This is a genomic window from Bacillus sp. FSL M8-0277 (assembly GCF_037975305.1).
Classification (GTDB): Bacteria; Bacillota; Bacilli; order Bacillales; family Bacillaceae; genus Bacillus; species Bacillus pumilus.
Map to the genome: position 1 here is coordinate 1,933,342 of NZ_CP150255.1, position 20,153 is coordinate 1,953,494.

Sequence of the window (20,153 nt, forward strand, 5' to 3'; positions counted from 1 at the left end):
CCTTTCTTGTCCGTCAAATCACGACTTATTCTATGTATCATCATATACCAAAACGTCCGGCATGCAAAGAGAGCACACTTTAGAAAAAAGATTTACTCAAATAGCATTGACACTTGGTAGCATTCTTTTTAAAATGAGCATTATTTATTCATTTTTTTAGAGGAGCTGATAGGCAAATTGACTGAAGAGCCAAGACTAAAACGCAGCCTGACTGTCTTTCCACTTGTTGTGATCGGGCTTGCTTATATGGATCCACTTGTCGTATTTGATTCATACGGCATTGTGGCTCAGCTGACGAAAGGACACGTCGCTACAGCTTATATATTTACGTTACTTGCATTACTATTGACAGCGCTTAGCTATGGGAATATGGTGAAGGCTTTTCCAAAAGCAGGATCTGCTTATACATACGCGCAAAAAAGTATTCATCCTCATGTTGGCTTTCTTGTAGGCTGGACACTTTTACTGGATTATTTATTTTTGCCTATGGTGAATTTTGCGATTGGAAGTGCTTATTTAACCGCAGCCTTTCCTGATGTACCTCATTACATTTGGATCTCCATACTTGCTATCGCCATAACGACTGTCAATGTAATCGGTATCCGGCTTACAGCCAACATCACGGCACTATTTGTGACCTTTCAGGTCATTGTCGCCGTCACTTTTGTTGGGTTTATTATGTATGGGCTCACGCAAAATGCAGGCAGCGGGGAATTATTGTCCGCCCGGCCTTTTTATTCGGCGAGCTTAGATCCAACGCTTATTTTTTCAGGAGCAACCATTTTATGTTTTTCGTTTCTAGGATTTGATGCGATTTCGACCCTGTCTGAGGAAACCATTAAGCCAAAAAAGACGATCCCACTTGCCATCTTCTTAACCGTCGCCATTGGAGGCGTACTGTTTACCTTGACGTCTTATTTTTTGCAGCAAGTATTTCCAAATTTTCAGCAGTTCAAGCATCCCGATGCGGCCTCACTTGAAATTGCGGATTTTGTGGGCGGCGCCTTTCTCCACTCGTTCTTTTTAGCTGGCACAATGGTCGCTGTTATCTCTTCTTCCTTATCGTCACATGCAAGTGCAGCAAGGCTATTATATGCAATGGGTAGAGATGAGTCGTTACCGAAGCGTTTCTTCGGATATATACATCCGAGATTAAAAACGCCTGTTTTTAATATTTTATTAATTGGTGCTTTCTCCTTAACCGCAGTCGTTGGCGAACTTGAAGTCATTTATTCCTTTATCAGCTTCGGCGCGTTGATTGGATTCACATTAGTGAACTTATCTGTTTTTGCGTACTATTTCATTAGACAAAAACAAAGAGGTGTACTCAATACATTGAGATACGCAGTGATTCCTCTGTGCGGGACGGCCTTTTGTATATGGCTGTTAACGAACATCAGTACAAATGCATTAATCATTGGTTTGCTTTGGCTAATTATCGGTTTTGTTTATTTCTGCTACAGACTGAAAACAAGACCCGAATTTACATTTGGGTACGATTGATTATAAGGTTTTCACTTGGTATCTTGTGCAGGATATGGCATAATAAAAAGGCTGTACTTCCCTTTTAAAAGCGGGGCAAAACAGGGGTGAACTGACCTTGAAAAAGAAAAAAACAGGATGTTTTGCCATTTCAGGCTGCTTCACGATTTTTCTGTTTGTTTTCGTATTAGCAGCCATTGTCATGTCCTTTAATCAAAAGGAGTTAAAAAAGCTGCCGATTGATACGGAATCAATTGTTTTGTCGAGATTGGATGATTTCAAACCGCTTGTAGAAACAGAGTTAAGAGATCAAGATTTAGATCAATATACCGCGTTAATCCTCGGTATGATGTATCAAGAATCAAAAGGCAGAGGCGGAGATCCAATGCAGTCCTCTGAATCTCTTGGTTTGAAACGAAATGAAATCAATGACCCTCAGAAAAGCATTAGACAAGGAGTCCATCATTTTTCTACTATGTACAAGCATGGGAAGAAAAAAGGCGTTGATTTGGAAACCATTATTCAAAGCTATAATATGGGAATTGGCTATATTGATTTTGTTGCAAAAAACGGGGGAAAACATTCCGAGAAATTGGCAAAACAATACTCTAAAAAGCAAGTGAAACGAAACCCAGAAGTCTATACGTGCGGAGGCAACAAAGATAACTTCCGCTACCCATATTGCTTCGGTGACTTCACTTATGCTGAAAAAGTAAAAGAAAAAACGAAAACAGTTGAAGAAAAGATGAAATTGGCTTCGTCATCCTCACCATCATCGTAAAAAAAAGCACTTCCATTTAGGAAGTGCTTTTCATTTTATCGATGTTCTTTCCCGATTTCCGGCAGGATCGTTTTCGCTAAATGCTGATCCATTTCCTCATATTCATCATAATGAATCGTTTCATACAGCTCTTGTCTCGTTTGCATGTCCTTTAGCATTCCTTGCTGCGTCCCCTTCTCCATGATTTCTGTAAATAAACGCTCATACGCTTTTGCAGCGACTCTGAGTGATGACACAGGGTAAATGACCATTTGAAAGCCAAATACAGAAAATTCGTCTGCATGATAATAAGGCGTCTTGCCAAACTCCGTCATATTTGCAAGGAGCGGTCCTTTAATATTGTTTGACGCATGCGTGAAGTCCTCTGCTGTGATGAGTGCCTCAGGAAAAATAGCGTCAGCTCCTGCTTCTACGTAAAGATTGGCCCGGCGGATGACATCCTCCATCCCATTTACGGACCTTGCATCGGTTCTCGCAATCACTAAAAGCGTTGGTGCCGCTTGTTTGATGGCTTTGATTTTTGCGATCATCTCTTCTACTGGAACGAGCGATTTTCCGTTTAAATGTCCGCATTTTTTTGGCATTTGCTGATCTTCAATTTGAACAGCTGCCACCTTACTTTCTACCATTTCCTTTGCCGCCCTTGCAGCATTCAATACACCGCCATAGCCAGTATCCATATCGACCAAAAGTGGCAGCTGAGAAGCTCGAATGATTTCCTTTGCTTTTTCAGCCATTTCCGTTGAATGGATCATGCCGAGATCAGGCAATCCTTTGCTGGCACAAAAGGCGGCTCCGGATAAATAGAGCCCTTGGAAGCCCATTTTTTTTGCATAAAGCGCAGACATTCCATCGTGAACGCCTGGAATTTGAAATAAAGCTGATTTGTGCATTTGTTCTTGAAAGGCTGCGGCTAAATCTACTTGACTTGATTCATCATTCACGATCCACACACTAATTCCCTCCCTTATATGACGAATAAGTCCATAAATGCTGGTACGGTTGTTGTTTTTAATTGATTTGGATTTTGACAGAGTGACACAATTTGGTCCACTTGTTTTTGTGGAAATCTCGTCTTCAAATGATAGAGCCATTTCTTTTCAAGCAGAGGAATGCCTTCCTGCCTTCTTCTGCGATGACCAAGTGGATATTCAATTTCGATTCGGTCTGTCATCGTCCCGTCTTTAAAGAAGATCTGCACACTGTTTGCAATGGATCTCTTTTTCGGATCTAAATAATCCGCTGTATATTGTTTATCTTCTTTGACGACCATTTGATCCCGGAGACGATCAATGACCGGATTTTGCGCCGTTTCTTCTTCATAATGGTCAGCTGTGAGCTCACCATAGATTAATCCAATCGCAGTAATATATTGCAAGCAATGATCGCGGTCTGCTGGATTATACAGCGGTCCCTTCTTATCGATAATCCGAATCGCTGATTCATGTGTTGTAATCTCTACTCGGTCAATGTCATCTAATCGACCTTTTACAGCGTCATGCAGGATCATAGCAGCCTCTGCAGCCGTTTGGGCATGGAACTCAGCAGGATAAGCAATTTTGAAAAGCACATTTTCGATGACGTATGATCCTAGCGGCTGAGCGAGTGTGAGAGATTTCCCTTTCATCAGAACATCTTCAAAGCCCCACTTCTCTGCACTAAGCGGCGTTTGATAGCCCATTTCCCCTTTGAGTGTCATCATTGCAAGTCTCACCCCGCGGCTCGTTGCATCACCCGCTGCCCATGATTTCCTTGATCCTGTGTTCGGGGCGTGGCGATACGTCCTAAGCGGTGAATTATCAACAAACGCTTGCGATAAAACATGCTGCACGTCTTCCTTTGTTCCGCCAAGCAATGCACATACAACAGCACTTGTTGCTACTTTGACAAATAGCACATGATCCAAGCCATTGCGATTCAGACAATTTTCTAAAGCCAGTACGCCTTGAATTTCATGTGCTTTGACAATCGCATGTAGTACGTCATTCATCGAAAGCGGCTCTTCCCCGTTTGCAAGCCGTGTTCTGCTGATGTAATCACTCACAGCTAATATCCCGCCTAAGTTATCTGACGGATGTCCCCACTCCTCTGCAAGCCACGTGTCATTATAATCTAACCAGCGAATCATACAGCCTATATCAAAAGCCGCTTGAACAGGATCTAGCACAAAGGAAGTACCTGGAACTCTTGCTCCATTAGGTACAACGGTTCCAGGGACGATCGGTCCAAGATGCTTCGTACATTCAGGAAAATTGAGCGCCAGCATTCCGCAGCCAAGTGTGTCTATAAGCACATAGCGTGCCGTTTCAATGGCTTCTTTACTCGTAATTTCCCCGTCTACTGCATAGGCTGCGATTTCTTCTAATAGCTGATCCGTTTGATTGGCGACTGCTGTTTTATTCATGTTCATTCCCCCATTTTTCCATCATCATCTGAAACTTTTAATTCTCTTGGCCCTAAATAACGGACTCTCGGTCTGAAAATGCGATTATGCAAATGCTGTTCAATGACATGAGCAGCTAATCCACTTGCCCTTGCAGCAAAGAAAATCGGTGTATAAAGTGAAATTGGAATCCCGAGCACGTAATAAATAGGTGCGGCGTAATAATCAAGGTTCGGATAGAGGTTTTTCTTCTCTTTCATGTATGCCTCTCCTGCTACACACATGTCATAAAGCGTTGTATCTCCCTTTGATTCCGTAAGCGTTTTCAATGATCGTTTTAAAAGAGCGGCTCTTGGGTCCATTTTTCTCATGTATACCCTATGGCCAAAGCCCATCATTTTTTCCTTTGCTGCTAATTTTCGCTCAATCAGCGCAAGGAAGCCTTCCGTTGTTTTCCCTTCGAGAAGCATATGCATGACAGCTTCATTCGCTCCTCCGTGCAAGTCACCTTTTAATGAAGAAATTGCTCCAGTAAAAGCACCATACATATCAGAATGTGTGGATGCGATGACTCTAGCGGCAAACGTTGAATTAGGCAGCTCATGTTCACTATATAATGTGAGTGTTTGGTCAAAAGCGGTGATTTCGTCTTGGGTTGGCGTGCGTCCGGTTAGCATGGTTAAAAAGGTTTCTGTGTAGGATTTGGTCTGATCTGGAGAAATAGCGGCGTCTTTTGTGAGAATATGATAGCTTCCAGCGACAATGGCCGGCAGCTGGCCGAGTAATCGAACAGCACGCTTTTGCTGGCATGCTTCTGATCGATCTTGTAACGCATCATCGTACCCACTAAGAGCAGATATGCACGTTCTCATGGCATCCATCGGATGTGTGGTTTTTGGCAGTTTTGTTAAAATGGTTTGAATGGTTGGATGTAAGTTCGTTTGTGAGGAAATGTCTTGCTGAAACTGGTGATATTCCATCGCATCTGGTAATCTTCCATAAATAAGCAGATAGGCTGTTTCTAAATAGGTCTTTTTTTGTGCCAACTCGATGAGGTCATACCCGCGAATTACAATCTCTTCTTGCTGCACATCTAAGTATGAGATAGACGTTTCGCTTGCCACAATGTCTTCAAGCCCCGGTTTATACTGCAGTTGTTCAGTCATCATATAACCCCCGTTTCGTTCAATTGTTGTTCTCCAAACGAGCAAACGGCCAGAAATGATGTGAGTCTATAGATGGGAAGATACCGTGCAAGTCGGATACCCAATTCCCATTTTATCCAAAGCACTGCATCTTGTAAATAAAAGAACGTATGTCCAGTTGGACATACGTTAGCTGTAGTATGGAGAAATCATCATATACACAATGACGCCAGTGAGACTGACATAAAGCCACAGCGGCATGGTCCAGCGAGCAATTTTACGGTGACGCTCGACTTGCATCTGTGCGCCTCTAAACAGCGTAATCAGGGCAAGCGGTACAATGACTGCTGATAAGACGATATGTGTGATTAAAATAAAGAAATAAATTGGACGGATAATCCCTTCTCCTCCGAAATGGGTATCAGCTGCCATTGAGTGATAGGTCACATACGAAATTAAAAAGACAAGTGTCGTTGAAAATGCAGCAAAGATAAATCGTCTGTGCGCTTTAATGTTCTTTTGTTTAATCATGATGAGTGCTGAAAGTAAAAAGATAAACGTAAAGCTGTTCATCACGGCATTAAGTAACGGCAAAAATGTAATATCCAGATGGCTAAATTTATCTGATTTTGGCATTAAAAATAATAAAGCGATTAATCCGTTGATGGCAATTGTTAAAATGATCACAATACCAGTAAAATTTTTCGGTTTTTGATTCTGTTCGTTCATGTTTGAAAACCTCTCTTTATTAGTTCCGACTAAGAGTATGTTATTTAAATTTCTCTATAAAGTCAATGAATTCGCTGTCTTCGTCGAATTTTAGACAAACTTGCAGGTTGCAGGCGTTCTAACGGCTTGAAAGATCCATCCACTTCCTTTAAAATTGGAATTTATGTGATTTTGATCATTTCTGATAGGAAAGGAGTAATGGACTTGTCAATCTTACAGGAAACAGCCAACGATGTGAAGACGTTAGAGCAAGAATTACAGCAATTGCAGTTCCAAATGTATCGAATGCAAGAAAATATGAAAGATATTTCGAAAAAAGCAAAAATCATTGGCATCGATCAAGCGAAAGAAGATGAGTGGCTGATCGTCTCTGCCATTGAAAGTGCAGATACATGTAAAATTATGCTCAGCGATTGTGAAAAAGCTTTTCGCGGACAATCTGATTTTTCCTTAATTGCGGAATATCCTGAAGAAGGAAAGATTCATATTGCCGATATTAAAGGCCCGCCAGATAATGGATACGGCTCCATCTGCATGAAGCATTTAAAAGAAATCGCAAGAGAGCAGAACATACCCGTGATTACTGGCGACCTCGTCAAAAGAGACTGGGATCACGTAGATCGCTTAATTCATTTTTATGAAAAGCATCAATTTGATGTCCAGATCAATTGGAAAGAACAAAGCGGAGAAATTTATTGGGTGGACAGCTAACGACAAAAACCAGCGTGTATCATAAGATATGCGCTACTTTTTGTCGAAAATGCAAATTTTTCTGAAAAATATGTGTATTTTTGACCAAAAAAAGGGTACAATAAAAGCATCAGGCCGCCACCTGATGCTTTCTTCCAAAAAACAATTATTTACTAGTTAAGTACTTTTACTTTGACTGATTTTACGCCCCAATTTTTCGCTTGGGATTTGCTTGGTACATGTACATCAATTTTGTTACCTTTAATTGCGCCGCCAGTATCTGCTGCGATGGCTTCACCGTAGCCTTCAACATAAACCTTACTTCCTAATGGAATGACATTAGGATCTACTGCAATGACTTTTGCATTTGGGTTTTTGTTTAAGTTTACCCCTGTTGCAGTAATACCTGAGATGCCACCATCATTTGCTGTATAAGCCGTAGCTGTAACAGTCATTTCTTTTTGTACACTCTGACTAGCAGAAGATGATTCTGCTTTAGCTGTTTCCTTTTTAGGAGCAGCTTTTTTCGTTGTTTGCTCTTTTTGGACAGGTTCCTGTTTTTGAACAGGTTCTGAGCTTACCGGAGCCGAGCTTTGGCCAGCAACACTTAGTGTTGAACCAACCATAATTATATCTGAGTTTAAGTTATTCCAAGACTTAATATCGCTAATTGACACATTGAATTTTTGAGCGATTTTCCAGAGGCTGTCCCCCTTCTGGACTTTATACTGCTCCTGAGTTTTCTCTTTTGAAGAGATTGTCAATTTATCACCTACATAGATCATATCAGTAGATAAATTGTTCCAACCCTTTAGGTCCTTTAGAGACACATCATTTTTTTGTGAGATTCCCCAAAGTGTATCACCTTTCTGTACAGTGATTTCCTTTGCAGAAGCTTGCTGCGCTCCAAATGCTGTTGTTGAGATTGCTGCAACAGCAACCAAGGACATAATAGTCTTCTTCATAAAGTAAATCCTCCCTTGTTAGCTTTTTATGGCGGCTAACGAGTGCTATCGTAACATATGTAAATGTCAATTCAATAACAAAACGATATGTTTTAGATTACAGTTCCTTTACATGAAACATCTCTCTCCATTGGTAAATCAGACCACAAAACGGCTTGATTCCCTGCCATATCAAGGTTTTAAAAGGATCAAAAACGGCCTGATGAAAACGTGTCCAAGTGCAGCGAAAAATATTTATTTTTCTTCTTCAAACTCTTTATTTTTTCTCTTTTTCTATAAATAAACGAATTTCTTCTAAAAAAACATCTCCGTATTTCTCTCTTTTTTGAGCGCCAATCCCCTTAATTTGGAGTAATTCATCATCTGTTTGAGGCTCTACCGCTGACATTTCCTTCAATGTTTGATCAGAAAAGACAACAAACGGCGGAACACCTTGCTCTCTAGCTAGCTTCATTCTCAGCGATCTCAATCGCTCAAATAATGCATCGTTTTCTTGAATGGCTTCTGCTTTGATCGCCTGCTTTTTATACACAGCCTCTTGTCCAACTAACACTTTCTTCCCTTTATGGGTCACCTTCAGTGTTGGGTAAGCTCCTTCAGACATGTGCAAATACTCTTCTGTAATTAAAAATTCAATGAAGTCACTGATTTGCTGAGCCGAATGTTGTTTCATTAAAGCATATGTAGGGAGACGATCGAAACCTAGCTCTAGCACTTTTTTGTTTCTAGAGCCTGCCAATACTTGGGCGATCATCATTTTACCGAAGCGCTCATTCATTCTCACTGTACAAGATAACACCATCTGTGCTTCTCTTGTGACCTCTTCACGCTCTCTTTCATCAAGGCAGTTGCTGCATTTACCACAAGGCGAACTAGCTGTTTGATCAAAATAATCCATCACAAATTGCTGCAGACATTGCTCAGTATGACAGTAATCCACCATTTGCCTTAATTTAAGCAGCTCATGCTGGTAGCGCGTCTCATCTTCTATTGACTGTTCAATGAGAAAGCGCTGCACTCTTACACCTTGAGGTGAAAACAGTAAGATGCATTCACTTTCAAGCCCATCTCTGCCGGCACGCCCAGCTTCTTGATAGTAGCTTTCAATATCCCTTGGAATTTGATGATGGATCACAAAACGGACATTCGACTTATTGATTCCCATGCCAAATGCTGATGTGGCGACCATCACCTGGATATCATCATTTAAAAAGAGGTTTTGCTGCTCTTCTCTCGTATGATCATCCAATCCACCATGATAAACGCCAGCTTTGATCTTTTGTTTTTTTAGTCGATGATAAATATTATCCGCTTCTTTACGAGTGGCTGTATAAATAATGCCAGACTCAAGACTGTTTTTCTTCATATATTGTGTGATAAAACGTTCACTGTTTTCTCCTTTGATCACTTGAAAGGACAAATTTTCTCTAGCAAACCCAGTAAAGACGGTTTCTTCTCCGTTTATGCCAAGCTGTTCACATATATCTTGGTGTACCTTTTTCGTCGCTGTAGCTGTTAATGCGACAATCACCGGTCTTTTTGACAGCTTGTTCAAGCATTCTTGAATGAAGCGATAACTTGGCCTAAAATCATGTCCCCACTCGGATATACAGTGCGCTTCATCAATCGCGATTAAAGGAATCGTTAACCGATCTAACAGCTGAAAAAAACGTTCATTTTGTAAGCGTTCAGGTGTGATATAAAGCAGTTCATATTCCCCGTTTTCGCATTTTTTCAGCCTTTCATTCATTTCAGCTGCGGACAGAGTACTGTTTAAAAAGGAAGAACGTATGCCCATCTCATTTAACGCATCAACCTGATCCTTCATTAAAGAAATAAGCGGAGATACTACGATCGTTGTACCTTCCATCATTAGCGCAGGGATCTGATAGCAAACTGACTTCCCTCCGCCTGTCGGCATAATGCAGACGGTATCCTTTTGTTTATTTACAATCGCTTCAATAGCTTGTTTCTGTCCTTTTCTAAAGGCATCAAAGCCATAATATTGTTTCAGGAGTGCTTCTGCTTGTTCTAACATTCAATTCCCTCTCCGTCATTTGTTTTGTCCATTTTAACATAGATTCTTGCCTCTACAGGCGATCAGTCGAATTTCGTCTTTTTACAAAATAAAAAGCCATTTTCCGAAATGGAAAATGGCTTGAATCATCCTAGGAAAAGCTGCGGATGCCGTAATCTAAGTAAGAAAGTTTTAAACCACCACTCCTCAAAGTGGGTGTTTGCAGAAACGTTCCTGTCTTCCTCTCTAAGGAGGCATGACATTCCGGCTTCAATATAAAACTCCCTATTACAGCTTAAAGGTTAAAACTTAATTAACATTACGCGCATCGCAGCCTTTAAACTATATTACACGAAAGTTTATTAAATTTCAAGAGATCTTTTTTCTATGAAATACTCATGTATACAAGATATTTGTCATTGCATACATAAGAAAAAATTATTCTGAAAAAATGTAACTTCGCTTTATTATCCTATTTTTCTTCGTCTATGTCAACATCCTGCTCTTCCTCTAATCGTTCATACGTATCTGAATGCATCTGATCCATTGTTTGTCTATTTGTTAAATCACGCATTTGATCTGAGAAATTACGGTCAAACTCGTTTGGGTCTTGAGTGGTTTCTTCATTTTTCTTCGCATCGATTGAATAACGTGTATAGGGAACTGCTTTTAAACGTTCATATGGAATGTCTTTCTCTGTTTTCTCACAAACCCCATATGTTCCGTCTTCCATTCGTTTCAGTGCTGCATCAATTTCAGCTTCAAGCTGGCCGTCAACTTGGTCCAGCGTTTGTTCGGTCATGCGGTCTAAATAGATGCTCCCATGATCAGCTATATGGTTCCCAACACCATTTGAAATCTCGCTCGATTCACTTAGCATAGATTCTTCTTTCTTTTTTGACCCTTTTACATCTTCCTTTAATTGATTCAATCTTTCGTATAAATCAGCTTTTTGTTCTTTCGTTAAGCCCACGGTCAATCACTCCTTTCTTATTACCTTCCCGCTGCAAGGGAATTGAAAACATCAAAAAAGCCGCCGCCTTATTGGCAGCAGCTTGCTTCTCTTACAGGGTGCGAAGTGCTTCTTCTACTGGTTTATCCCCTTTAATTAAGTCAAAGGATTTATTTTTCACATTGGATTCTGTTAAGCTTTCCACTAGTACAGTGGCTACGTCCTCTCTTGAAATCTCAATGTTTTGATTATCTGAAATATGCTCCGCAGCTTCAATCTTTCCTGTCTTTTCCTCATGCAGCAAGGCACCTGGACGGACAATGGTATAGGAAAGTCCAGACTGTTTTAAATGTTCATCTGCTTTTCTTTTCGCCTCATAATAAATTTCCATACTTCCTTGCCCTTTTCCCTGGTTTGGATCATCGGCATTAAAGGAACTCAGCATCACAAAATGCTGAATGTTTTCTTTTTTCGCTGTGTCGACAAGACGTTTTGCACCTTCTTGATCCACTGCAATCGTCTTATCTGCACCTGTTTTCGAGCCTGAACCAGCTGCAAAGATGACAGCATCTGCTTGTTTCACAGCATCTGTCACATCCTTTTCAAGATCACCGATGACAGGCGCTGCACCTAGTTCTTTTAGCGCATCCGCTTGTTTTTCATCTCGAATGAGAGCAAGCGGCTCATGTCCTTTTTCTTTTAAATAACGAATGACGAGTCTACCTGTATGTCCATTTGCTCCAGCAACTAATACTTTCATTGTTCATTCTCCTTTCTGTATCTGTTTCATCTTTATCCTTTTTTGCTATCATTCAAACACCTAAACAAAAAAAGCCCTTCCCAGAAAATATGGGGAAGGGCTCAGGCAATGTGCGATCTATTAAAATAAATACGTAGAATGAGAAAAGTGCATGTGATCTATGTAATCGCAAGGTTGATCAGCAAATATGTTTTGTCAAAATGGCTTGAACATCACTCAAATCCGTCTCTTTTGAAAAATCGAGTTCAAATACTTTTGAGCTTGTGACAAGCAGCATACCTGTGTCCTGATCAAACACGCCAGCTTCTTGAATGGCAAAACTTTCAATTGATCGATATGGCAAGGAGACCCTAACTTTCTTCTTAGAAAATACGCGGTTATCGCCAAAGATCAGTCGTTTATTGGTGAAACAAATTTGGTCGTGACGCAGTCTGTAAACAGCTTCAATTCTTTCCCCTTCAATTAGTAAGGATTCGAATTTCTTATCATTTTGTTTACTGACAGAAAAAATACCCACGTAAACCCCCTCTTCCTCCATCAAATTCCTTTATGAAAAAACGGCCACACGCTCTGTGGGTACGTTTTGTTCTCACTTATAGAATACGCTATAAATGATCGTTATTCCATTACGAATAGATTAAATTTCATTTAACTTTTTCTTTTTGATTCGATGCTCTTTCCTCTACTTATTTAGACAGTTAAAGCAGGAAAAAAGTTTCAGTTCTTTTTGAGAAAAATGGTTGAATTGTGACCAATAAAAAAACAGTGATTTTTTCAAATCACTGTCAGCGTGTAGACAAACCCTCGCATTCTTTGTCAGTCCGGTGCTCACGAATGTCAAATTCGCTCCGCGCCGGTACTCGTCCTTCCTAGGGCTGCAAAGGTTTTCATGTCACACTGAAAAAGAAGACAAAGTGCTAAAATAAAGATCATTTTAGCACTTTGTCAACAATCTGGACTATTCGTCTTTTGGTGTTTCAATGGTTCCCTCGGCATATACATCGGAAATCTGCTCAAGCGTAATTGCCATATCAGCATCTTCGTTATCATGCCAAGCATTTTGTTGATTCTGCTCATCTGTTTGCTTCTTTTTCATCATCATCACCCTTTACTGTTTTTCTTAGTATGAGTGATGATGATCAAAATCATTCAGCAGAAAAGTCTTCGAAATACTCTTTATAATACCCGCCTACTTTACCTGTATTATCAACGACAAACAGGAATTCTTCTGTTTCATTTTTCACTTCATATGTGCTTCCAGCCGTTAGTGCACGGTCGACCATATATTTTTTCGCATTCGTATGTATACATTTTACTTGTTTTAACGTTTGAGCCGTTTGCCAGTTTTGATGGATCATGATTTAAAAACTCCTTTTTTCATCTATACATTTATTTTAGCCAATTTTTCATGAAATGCAATGAGTGTTATGGATTGCTTTCAAACATGTGGTGTAATATGATGAATGTATACGTTTACATCCATGTGCGTATACTAGATCATTTGCTTCAGGTCCGCTTTTTCACCTAGAACTCGCAGAACAATCCATATCTTTAAGGAGGTTTGTTTATTTATGAGCTCTACAACACTTCAAATTAGTTCAAAACTCGAATCTTTTCTCCAAGGGACGAAAAAACTCTACATTAATGGTCAGTTTGTCACAAGTCACGATAACAAAACCTTTTCAACTCCTAACCCAGCCACAGGTGAAACCCTTATTGATGTATATGAAGCAGGTGCAAAAGACATTGATGAGGCAGTAAAAGCAGCCAAAAAAGCCTTTCATGGTCCTTGGCGCTCCATGTCTGCCGCAGAACGCGCCCGCCTCATGTTTAAGCTTGCCGATTTAATGGAAGAAAACCAAGAAGAGCTCGCTCAGCTCGAAACTTTAGATAACGGAAAGCCAATTAATGAAACAACCAATGCAGATATCCCTCTCGCAATCGAGCATATGCGCTATTATGCGGGCTGGACAACCAAAATAAGCGGACAAACCATTCCTGTCAGCCAAGGATATTTTAATTATACCCGTCATGAGCCTGTTGGCGTTGTAGGACAAATCATTCCTTGGAATTTCCCGCTGCTTATGGCCATGTGGAAAATGGGTGCTGCACTTGCGACTGGCTGCACCATCGTGTTAAAACCAGCAGAACAAACACCACTCTCTGCTCTTTATTTAGCTGAATTAGTGGATAAAGCCGGCTTCCCAGAAGGTGTGATTAACATCGTACCTGGATTTGGCGAAACAGCCGGGAATGCGTTAACCGATCACCCTGATGTGAATAAGCTTGCCTTCACGGGGTCAACAAATGTTGGGAAACTCATCATGGAGAAAGCAGCCAAATCCATTAAGAGGGTCACATTAGAACTTGGCGGAAAATCACCAAATATTATTTTGCCAGATGCCGATTTAAAGAAAGCCATTCCAGGTGCTTTAAATGGGGTCATGTTTAACCAAGGTCAGGTATGCTGTGCAGGTTCTAGGGTCTTTGTTCACCGGAGCCAATATGATGAGGTTGTCGATCAAATGGCTGAATATGCGACATCCCTCAAACAAGGAGCCGGTCTTCATCAAGATACGCAAATCGGACCTCTCGTAAGTAAAGAACAGCACGAGCGCGTGTTAGGCTATATTGAAAAAGGTAAATCAGAAGGTGCAACAGCCGTTGTCGGTGGCGATTGCCCTTATGAGGCTGGTTATTTTGTCTCCCCTACTGTTTTTAAAGATGTAGAAGATGACATGACCATCGCAAAAGAAGAAATCTTTGGACCTGTCCTATCTGCAATTCCTTACGATTCCATTGATGAAGTGGTCGAAAGAGCCAACCAGTCTGACTATGGTTTAGCCGCAGGACTTTGGACAGAAAACTTAAAGCATGCCCATGACATTGCTGCACGTCTTGAAGCAGGCACGATTTGGGTCAACTGCTATAACGTCTTTGATGCTGCCTCCCCGTTTGGAGGATACAAGCAATCAGGTCTTGGCAGAGAAATGGGATCATACGCCCTTAACAACTATACAGAAGTCAAAAGTGTGTGGATTAATCTCCAAGACTAATGACGCCTATAAAGCCGGTGACCATGTCATCGGCTTTTTTGTGATTGCATGTGACAGGCAGGCTCCTGAATATAGTAATAAAGGAAAGGAGCATGGCCGAATATGCAAGATTTTAAAACAAAAGTAAACGAATATATTGATGAATTGCACATGCAAATGCAGCGCAGACAACGAAAAGATGGCGCTTTTGTCTTCTGCTTTGAAGGGCCAATGATGACAAATGCTTTTTTGATTATGCTGTTAAAGGCGGTCGGTGATTCGGATCAGGCTTTGGTTCATCAATTGGCAGAAGCTATACGTGAAAAGCAAAATGAGGATGGTTCTTTTTCTTTGTATCATGATCAGGCGGGACATGTAACCGCGACTGTGCAAGGCTACTGCGGGATGCTCGTGTCAGGCAGGTATCAACAAGATGAGCCGCATATGGAAAAAGCAGCACATTTTATTCGATCAAATGGCGGTTTGAAGGACGTTCATTTTATGACAAAGTGGATGCTTGCCGTCAATGGCATGCACCCTTGGCCATACTTCAATGCACCACTTTCATTTTTACTCATCCCTACATACTTCCCGCTTCACTTCTATCATCTTAGTGCATATGCAAGAATTCATTTTGTCCCAATGATGATTGCACTCAACAAACGATATACCTCACATGAACAGTTTCCAAGCTTAGCACATCTTGATGCAAACATGTCTAAAAATCCTTTTGACTGGTTTATGGCAAGAGAAGAACGTTCCACTCACCACTTTCTAGCATACATGCGGTCGTATACAGCACTCGACAGCCGGCTCGACTTTTTCGGGTATGAGGCAGCGAAGCGGTATATGTTTGAACGCCTTGAAAAAGATGGCACGCTGTACAGCTATTTAAGTGCCAGTATTTTTATGGTCTATGCACTCATGAGTCTTGGATACTCTCCGGGACATCATCTCATTTTAAAAGCAGTCAAAGGGATGAAACAGCTAGTCACTGACTGTCGGGGCAGGAAATATGCTGAGAATTCTACATCCACTGTTTGGGATACAGCGCTTGTCAGTTATGCTTCTCAGCGAGCAGGCAGAACACAAGATGATCCAGTGATCAAAAAGTCTTTTACGTACTTACTGAACCGGCAGCAAATGAAGAAAGCAGATTGGGCGTTCCATAACCGGCATGCGGCTCCGGGAGGCTTTGGTTTTTCAGATTTAAACACAAATAACCCAGATTGCGATGATACGCAAATTGTGTTAAAAGCCGTTCCTCAAACATACGCTCCCGTTCAGTGGAAACGAGGATTTGATTGGCTTCTTTCCATGCAAAACCGGGATGGCGGCTTTTCAGCTTTTGAAAAAAATCAAAATCACTTCTTGCTTCGTCATCTCCCGCTCGAATCTGCTGAGGATGCGGCCATTGATCCTTCTACGCCTGATATTACAGGTCGTGTGCTCCATCTTATTGCTCTTGAAGAGAATAGCATGTCACCACTCATACAAAGACAAAAAGATCATTGTGTGAAATGGCTGCTTGATCATCAAGAGAAAAACGGATCATGGTTCGGCAGATGGGGCGTTTGCTATATTTATGGTACTTGGGCTGCGTTAACAGGACTAAAGGCTGCTGGCATCTCCTCATCGCATTCTGCTGTTCAAAAAGCATGTCGATTTTTAAAAACAATTCAATTAGAAGATGGCAGCTTCGGAGAATCGTGTAAAAGTGCAGAGGTTAAAAGGTATGTCCCGCTTCCATTTGGAACAGTGGTTCAAACAGCTTGGGCTGCTGAGGCACTTTTGCAATATGTGCAGCCAGATGACAAAGTGATTTTAAAAGCCATCTCATTTTTGATTCAACATCAGCACTCGAGTGAAGCCTTGCACTATCCAGTAGGTATTGGTCTTCCAAAGCAATTTTACATCACCTATCATAGCTATCCATTTGTCTTTCCAATGATGGCTTGTTCCACATTTTTAGAAGAAATGAGGCGTAAAAATGAATAAGGAAGAATATCGCATGCAGCTTAAAGATTGGCTTAGCTCCATTCAAGGTGCAGTTCAAGATGACAACACCCGTCAGAAAGCAGAACATTTATCGTTCATCATGAATGATGAACATTCCAGTGAAGAAGAGTGGTACGAATTGGCTGAAAGTATTGCAGAGGATATAATTCCACAAGATGCAATGCGAGATGTGGCAGTTGGCGGCCATCAATTACCCCCTCTCCCTTACCGGTATGATGCACTAGAACCGTTTATTTCAAAAGAGGTGATGTATTTGCATCACCAGAAGCATCATCAATCATATGTTGATGGTCTGAACCAAGCTGAGCTTGCCTTAAAAAGAGCAAGAAGAACCAATGATTTTAAAATGATCAAGCATTGGGAACGGGAGCTAGCCTTCAATGGTGCGGGACACTATTTACATTGCATTTTTTGGTTTTCTATGAGTCCTTCAGGCAAACGAAAGCCCACTGGTCAAATGCTTCGTCTTATTGAACAATCGTTTGAAAGCTATGATGCATTCAAATCCCAATTTTCAGCTGCAGCCAAACAAGTTGAAGGTGTTGGATGGGCCATTCTCGTATGGGCACCAAGATCTCAGCGATTAGAGATTTTACAAGCAGAACGCCATCAATTTTTATCACAATGGGATGTGATCCCTCTTCTAGCTCTTGACGTATGGGAGCACGCCTACTATCTGCAATATCTGAATGAAAAAGCGACATATGTAGATCGCTGGTGGAATGTCGTTGACTGGCGTGAGCCAGAAGCACGCCTTAAGCAAGCTCAGCAAGTGAAATGGACCCCTTTTTAAAAACGCTACTCCATGTAGGCATTTGCTTATATGGAGTATTTATAGTTTACATAATATTATTATCGGCACTAAAAGAATGGGTTGTTTTTTCAGAAAATTCATTTAAAATAGAAAAGATATGTATAGAAAGAGAGCTGAAGCAATGAATGAAGATTTTATTAACCATTAGTCACTTTGCAGGAAGAACCTTTGCAATTTGGGTCATTTTATTTGCGTGTCTTGGATTTGCCTTTCCTGCCGAATTTTCTAAGATTGGACCTTATATTCCTTTTTTACTCGGTATTATTATGTTTGGGATGGGGCTTACCCTGTCTGCTGAAGATTTTAAAGAGCTGTTTCGAAAACCTCTCTATGTGCTGATTGGGGTTCTGGCGCAGTACACACTCATGCCGCTTATCGCCTTTCTATTAGCTTACGGATTAAAGCTTCCTTCTGAAATTGCAGTAGGCGTTATTCTTGTGGGCTGCTGCCCAGGCGGTACAGCATCCAATGTGATGACCTTTTTGGCGAAAGGAAATACGGCATTATCTGTAGCCGTCACCACCATATCGACCCTTCTTGCTCCATTTTTTACACCTGTCTTTATTTTACTCTTTGCAAGATCATGGTTACCTGTATCGCCGGAAGCGCTATTTTTGTCAATTGTACAAGTTGTGTTGATCCCAATTATCTTAGGTGTCATCGTTAAATTGTTTTTCAAAAAACAAGTGACCTATGCGGTTCAAGCATTGCCGCTTGTATCTGTCGCCGGAATTGTAGTGATCATTGCAGCGGTTGTCAGTGCAAATAAAGAGCAGATTCTTCAATCTGGGCTGCTAATATTGGCCGTTGTGATCTTACATAATGGACTTGGTCTTTTATTTGGTTACCTTATTGCAAAGTGGTGCAAAATGGATATCCCTTCTCGAAGAGCCATCTCGATTGAAGTAGGCATGCAAAACTCTGGACTTGGTGCAGCTCTAGCGACAGCACACTTCTCGCCACTTGCAGCCGTACCAAGTGCCATTTTTAGTGTGTGGCATAATTTATCTGGTTCCTGGCTTGCGACGTATTGGTCAAAGAGAGGAAATACTGAAAATGAAAAGAAAAAAAGCTAGCACCTTTAATGGGTGCTAGCTTTTCAAATTGAAGATTATCCTTCAAGTAATAGCTGCTCTGGATCTTCAAGTAAGTTTTTAATCGTGACAAGGAATCCAACTGCTTCTTTACCATCGACAATCCGGTGGTCGTAAGAAAGAGCTAAATACATCATCGGACGGTTCTCAAAACGTTCTTCATCAATTGCCACAGGTCGAAGCTGAATTTTGTGCATCCCTAAAATTCCAACTTGAGGGCTGTTTAAAATTGGTGTTGAAAGCAGTGAACCGAATGTTCCGCCGTTTGTGATCGTGAATGATCCACCTTGCAGCTCATTTAGAGACAATTTGTTATCTCGTGCTTTTTTCGCAAGATGACCAATTTCCTTTTCAATCCCTGCAAACGACAATCTGTCTGCATCACGGACAACCGGTACGACAAGTCCTTCGTTAGCAGCAACAGCGATGCCGATGTCATAGAATTTCTTCAAGACGAGCTCATCACCTTGAATTTCTGCGTTAAGCAGCGGATATTTCTTCAGTGCTGCTACAACTGCTTTTGTGAAGAAAGACATGAAGCCAAGCTTTACATCATTTTGTTCAAGGAAGGCATCTTTACGGCGTTTTCTTAAGTCCATCACAGCCGTCATATCTACTTCATTAAATGTCGTCAGCATTGCAGCCGTTTGCTGAACCTCAACTAAACGTTTTGCAATCGTTTGTCTGCGGCGCGACATTTTCTCACGTTCAATTGGCTTTCCTGGTTGTTCATTTTGCACCGCAGCATTTGCTTTTGGCGTGGCTTTTGGTGCACTTGCAGGTGCTTCATTTTTTTGATAAGAAGCGACATCCTGCTTTCGTACCCTGCCCAGCGGATCTACGGTTGGAATTTCAGATAAGTCTAGTCCCTTCTCTCTCGCTAGTTTTCTAGCTGCAGGAGAAGCGATGGTTCTGCCATTACCAGATTTCGGCTCTTCTTTCACTGCTTCTTCTTTTTGAGCAGCTACCGGTTCTTCTTTCGAAGCTGGTGCAGACTCTTGCTCAGGTGCTGGAGCTGCGGACTCGCTTCCGCCAGCTTCACCCGCTGCAATTGTTCCGATGACTTCTCCAACTTGTACAGTGTCACCAGAATCCTTCAGCACTTCTTTCAGTACACCAGATTCTTCTGCTGTCAGTTCGACATTGACTTTATCTGTTTCAAGTTCTAACAGGTATTCTCCCTGCTCCACATAATCGCCCGGCTGCTTTAGCCATTGAGCTATCGTTCCTTCCGAGATCGATTCCGCTAATTCAGGTACTTTAATTTCCGCCATTTTTCATTTCCCC

19 protein-coding genes and 1 other RNA gene are annotated in these 20,153 nt (G+C 41.2%); 7 read left to right on the forward strand and 13 right to left on the reverse strand.

Annotated features, from left to right (window positions below):
* The first annotated feature begins 177 nt into the window (after positions 1-177).
* The gene (locus MKZ05_RS09500) at positions 178-1,503 is read left to right on the forward strand and encodes an APC family permease (RefSeq protein ID WP_335356135.1); all 1,326 of its coding nucleotides are present in this window, start codon (positions 178-180) and stop codon (positions 1,501-1,503) included.
* Between the two features lie 97 nt (positions 1,504-1,600).
* The gene (locus MKZ05_RS09505) at positions 1,601-2,263 is read left to right on the forward strand and encodes a lysozyme family protein (RefSeq protein WP_003215897.1); all 663 of its coding nucleotides are present in this window, start codon (positions 1,601-1,603) and stop codon (positions 2,261-2,263) included.
* Between the two features lie 35 nt (positions 2,264-2,298).
* On the opposite strand, the gene prpB is transcribed toward MKZ05_RS09505, so the two are convergent.
* From prpB to MKZ05_RS09525, 4 genes are all read right to left on the reverse strand, one after another.
* Positions 2,299-3,216, reverse strand: coding sequence for a methylisocitrate lyase (prpB, locus tag MKZ05_RS09510; RefSeq protein WP_050943931.1), 918 nt, complete (start codon positions 3,214-3,216; stop codon positions 2,299-2,301).
* Between the two features lie 14 nt (positions 3,217-3,230).
* Positions 3,231-4,667: a bifunctional 2-methylcitrate dehydratase/aconitate hydratase gene (locus MKZ05_RS09515; protein ID WP_050943930.1), complete on the reverse strand. Its 1,437-nt coding sequence runs from the start codon at positions 4,665-4,667 to the stop codon at positions 3,231-3,233.
* 2 nt (positions 4,668-4,669) lie between these two features.
* Positions 4,670-5,812, reverse strand: coding sequence for a citrate synthase (mmgD, locus tag MKZ05_RS09520; protein WP_335356134.1), 1,143 nt, complete (start codon positions 5,810-5,812; stop codon positions 4,670-4,672).
* Between the two features lie 168 nt (positions 5,813-5,980).
* Complete coding sequence (locus MKZ05_RS09525) at positions 5,981-6,520, reverse strand: DUF420 domain-containing protein (protein WP_003215636.1); 540 nt, start codon at positions 6,518-6,520, stop codon at positions 5,981-5,983.
* A gap of 198 nt (positions 6,521-6,718) precedes the next feature.
* On the opposite strand from MKZ05_RS09525, the gene MKZ05_RS09530 reads away from it, so the two are divergent.
* A complete protein-coding gene (locus MKZ05_RS09530; protein ID WP_050782689.1) occupies positions 6,719-7,231 on the forward strand; it encodes a hypothetical protein in 513 nt (170 codons plus the stop codon).
* A 152-nt stretch (positions 7,232-7,383) separates the two neighbouring features.
* Here MKZ05_RS09530 and MKZ05_RS09535 read toward each other — a convergent pair whose 3' ends face one another.
* The 8 genes from MKZ05_RS09535 to MKZ05_RS09570 all read right to left on the reverse strand — a co-directional run bounded on the left by MKZ05_RS09535 (position 7,384) and on the right by MKZ05_RS09570 (position 13,262).
* Positions 7,384-8,175 (reverse strand): 3D domain-containing protein, encoded by a 792-nt coding sequence (locus MKZ05_RS09535; RefSeq protein WP_003216022.1) that lies wholly within the window; start codon positions 8,173-8,175, stop codon positions 7,384-7,386.
* Between the two features lie 256 nt (positions 8,176-8,431).
* Positions 8,432-10,213, reverse strand: a complete 1,782-nt coding sequence (gene recQ / locus MKZ05_RS09540) for a DNA helicase RecQ (RefSeq protein WP_106028810.1) — start codon at positions 10,211-10,213, stop codon at positions 8,432-8,434.
* A gap of 133 nt (positions 10,214-10,346) precedes the next feature.
* Positions 10,347-10,532: non-coding RNA, 6S RNA (gene ssrS / locus MKZ05_RS09545), on the reverse strand.
* A 132-nt stretch (positions 10,533-10,664) separates the two neighbouring features.
* Entirely contained in the window at positions 10,665-11,165 is a 501-nt protein-coding gene (locus tag MKZ05_RS09550; RefSeq protein WP_335356133.1) for a TraR/DksA C4-type zinc finger protein, read from the reverse strand.
* 91 nt (positions 11,166-11,256) lie between these two features.
* Positions 11,257-11,904 (reverse strand): SDR family oxidoreductase, encoded by a 648-nt coding sequence (locus MKZ05_RS09555; RefSeq protein WP_003216148.1) that lies wholly within the window; start codon positions 11,902-11,904, stop codon positions 11,257-11,259.
* Positions 11,905-12,082: 178 nt separating this feature from the next.
* Entirely contained in the window at positions 12,083-12,421 is a 339-nt protein-coding gene (locus MKZ05_RS09560) for a PH domain-containing protein (protein ID WP_003215537.1), read from the reverse strand.
* Positions 12,422-12,862: 441 nt separating this feature from the next.
* Entirely contained in the window at positions 12,863-13,000 is a 138-nt protein-coding gene (locus MKZ05_RS09565) for a DUF4025 domain-containing protein (RefSeq protein ID WP_223250615.1), read from the reverse strand.
* A 49-nt stretch (positions 13,001-13,049) separates the two neighbouring features.
* Complete coding sequence (locus MKZ05_RS09570; protein ID WP_137055095.1) at positions 13,050-13,262, reverse strand: DUF6501 family protein; 213 nt, start codon at positions 13,260-13,262, stop codon at positions 13,050-13,052.
* Between the two features lie 213 nt (positions 13,263-13,475).
* Here MKZ05_RS09570 and MKZ05_RS09575 point away from each other — a divergent pair, with 213 nt between their 5' ends.
* The 4 genes from MKZ05_RS09575 (at position 13,476) to MKZ05_RS09590 (ending at position 18,848) form a co-directional block, all read left to right on the forward strand.
* A complete protein-coding gene (locus MKZ05_RS09575; RefSeq protein ID WP_050943926.1) occupies positions 13,476-14,960 on the forward strand; it encodes an aldehyde dehydrogenase family protein in 1,485 nt (494 codons plus the stop codon).
* 102 nt (positions 14,961-15,062) lie between these two features.
* Positions 15,063-16,937: a prenyltransferase/squalene oxidase repeat-containing protein gene (locus MKZ05_RS09580; RefSeq protein WP_339159914.1), complete on the forward strand. Its 1,875-nt coding sequence runs from the start codon at positions 15,063-15,065 to the stop codon at positions 16,935-16,937.
* Positions 16,930-17,751, forward strand: coding sequence for a superoxide dismutase (locus MKZ05_RS09585; protein ID WP_268458252.1), 822 nt, complete (start codon positions 16,930-16,932; stop codon positions 17,749-17,751). Before MKZ05_RS09580 ends, MKZ05_RS09585 begins: the two co-directional genes overlap by 8 nt.
* Before the next feature lie 146 nt (positions 17,752-17,897).
* Positions 17,898-18,848 (forward strand): bile acid:sodium symporter family protein, encoded by a 951-nt coding sequence (locus tag MKZ05_RS09590; protein WP_339159919.1) that lies wholly within the window; start codon positions 17,898-17,900, stop codon positions 18,846-18,848.
* A gap of 35 nt (positions 18,849-18,883) precedes the next feature.
* Here MKZ05_RS09590 and odhB read toward each other — a convergent pair whose 3' ends face one another.
* Positions 18,884-20,140, reverse strand: coding sequence for a 2-oxoglutarate dehydrogenase complex dihydrolipoyllysine-residue succinyltransferase (gene odhB / locus MKZ05_RS09595; RefSeq protein WP_339159922.1), 1,257 nt, complete (start codon positions 20,138-20,140; stop codon positions 18,884-18,886).
* Positions 20,141-20,153 lie beyond the last annotated feature (13 nt).

What these genes read in the sequence shown, in the direction of transcription:
- MKZ05_RS09515 (WP_050943930.1), bottom strand. Translation starts at nt 4,667, where the DNA reads ATGAATAAAACAGCAGTCGCCAATCAAACGGATCAGCTATTAGAAGAA.
- mmgD (WP_335356134.1), bottom strand. Translation starts at nt 5,812, where the DNA reads ATGACTGAACAACTGCAGTATAAACCGGGGCTTGAAGACATTGTGGCA.
- MKZ05_RS09525 (WP_003215636.1), bottom strand. Translation starts at nt 6,520, where the DNA reads ATGAACGAACAGAATCAAAAACCGAAAAATTTTACTGGTATTGTGATC.
- MKZ05_RS09530 (WP_050782689.1), top strand. Translation starts at nt 6,719, where the DNA reads ATGGACTTGTCAATCTTACAGGAAACAGCCAACGATGTGAAGACGTTA.
- MKZ05_RS09535 (WP_003216022.1), bottom strand. Translation starts at nt 8,175, where the DNA reads ATGAAGAAGACTATTATGTCCTTGGTTGCTGTTGCAGCAATCTCAACA.
- recQ (WP_106028810.1), bottom strand. Translation starts at nt 10,213, where the DNA reads ATGTTAGAACAAGCAGAAGCACTCCTGAAACAATATTATGGCTTTGAT.
- MKZ05_RS09555 (WP_003216148.1), bottom strand. Translation starts at nt 11,904, where the DNA reads ATGAAAGTATTAGTTGCTGGAGCAAATGGACATACAGGTAGACTCGTC.
- MKZ05_RS09565 (WP_223250615.1), bottom strand. Translation starts at nt 13,000, where the DNA reads ATGAAAAAGAAGCAAACAGATGAGCAGAATCAACAAAATGCTTGGCAT.
- MKZ05_RS09570 (WP_137055095.1), bottom strand. Translation starts at nt 13,262, where the DNA reads ATGATCCATCAAAACTGGCAAACGGCTCAAACGTTAAAACAAGTAAAA.
- MKZ05_RS09575 (WP_050943926.1), top strand. Translation starts at nt 13,476, where the DNA reads ATGAGCTCTACAACACTTCAAATTAGTTCAAAACTCGAATCTTTTCTC.
- MKZ05_RS09580 (WP_339159914.1), top strand. Translation starts at nt 15,063, where the DNA reads ATGCAAGATTTTAAAACAAAAGTAAACGAATATATTGATGAATTGCAC.
- MKZ05_RS09585 (WP_268458252.1), top strand. Translation starts at nt 16,930, where the DNA reads ATGAATAAGGAAGAATATCGCATGCAGCTTAAAGATTGGCTTAGCTCC.
- MKZ05_RS09590 (WP_339159919.1), top strand. Translation starts at nt 17,898, where the DNA reads ATGAAGATTTTATTAACCATTAGTCACTTTGCAGGAAGAACCTTTGCA.
- odhB (WP_339159922.1), bottom strand. Translation starts at nt 20,140, where the DNA reads ATGGCGGAAATTAAAGTACCTGAATTAGCGGAATCGATCTCGGAAGGA.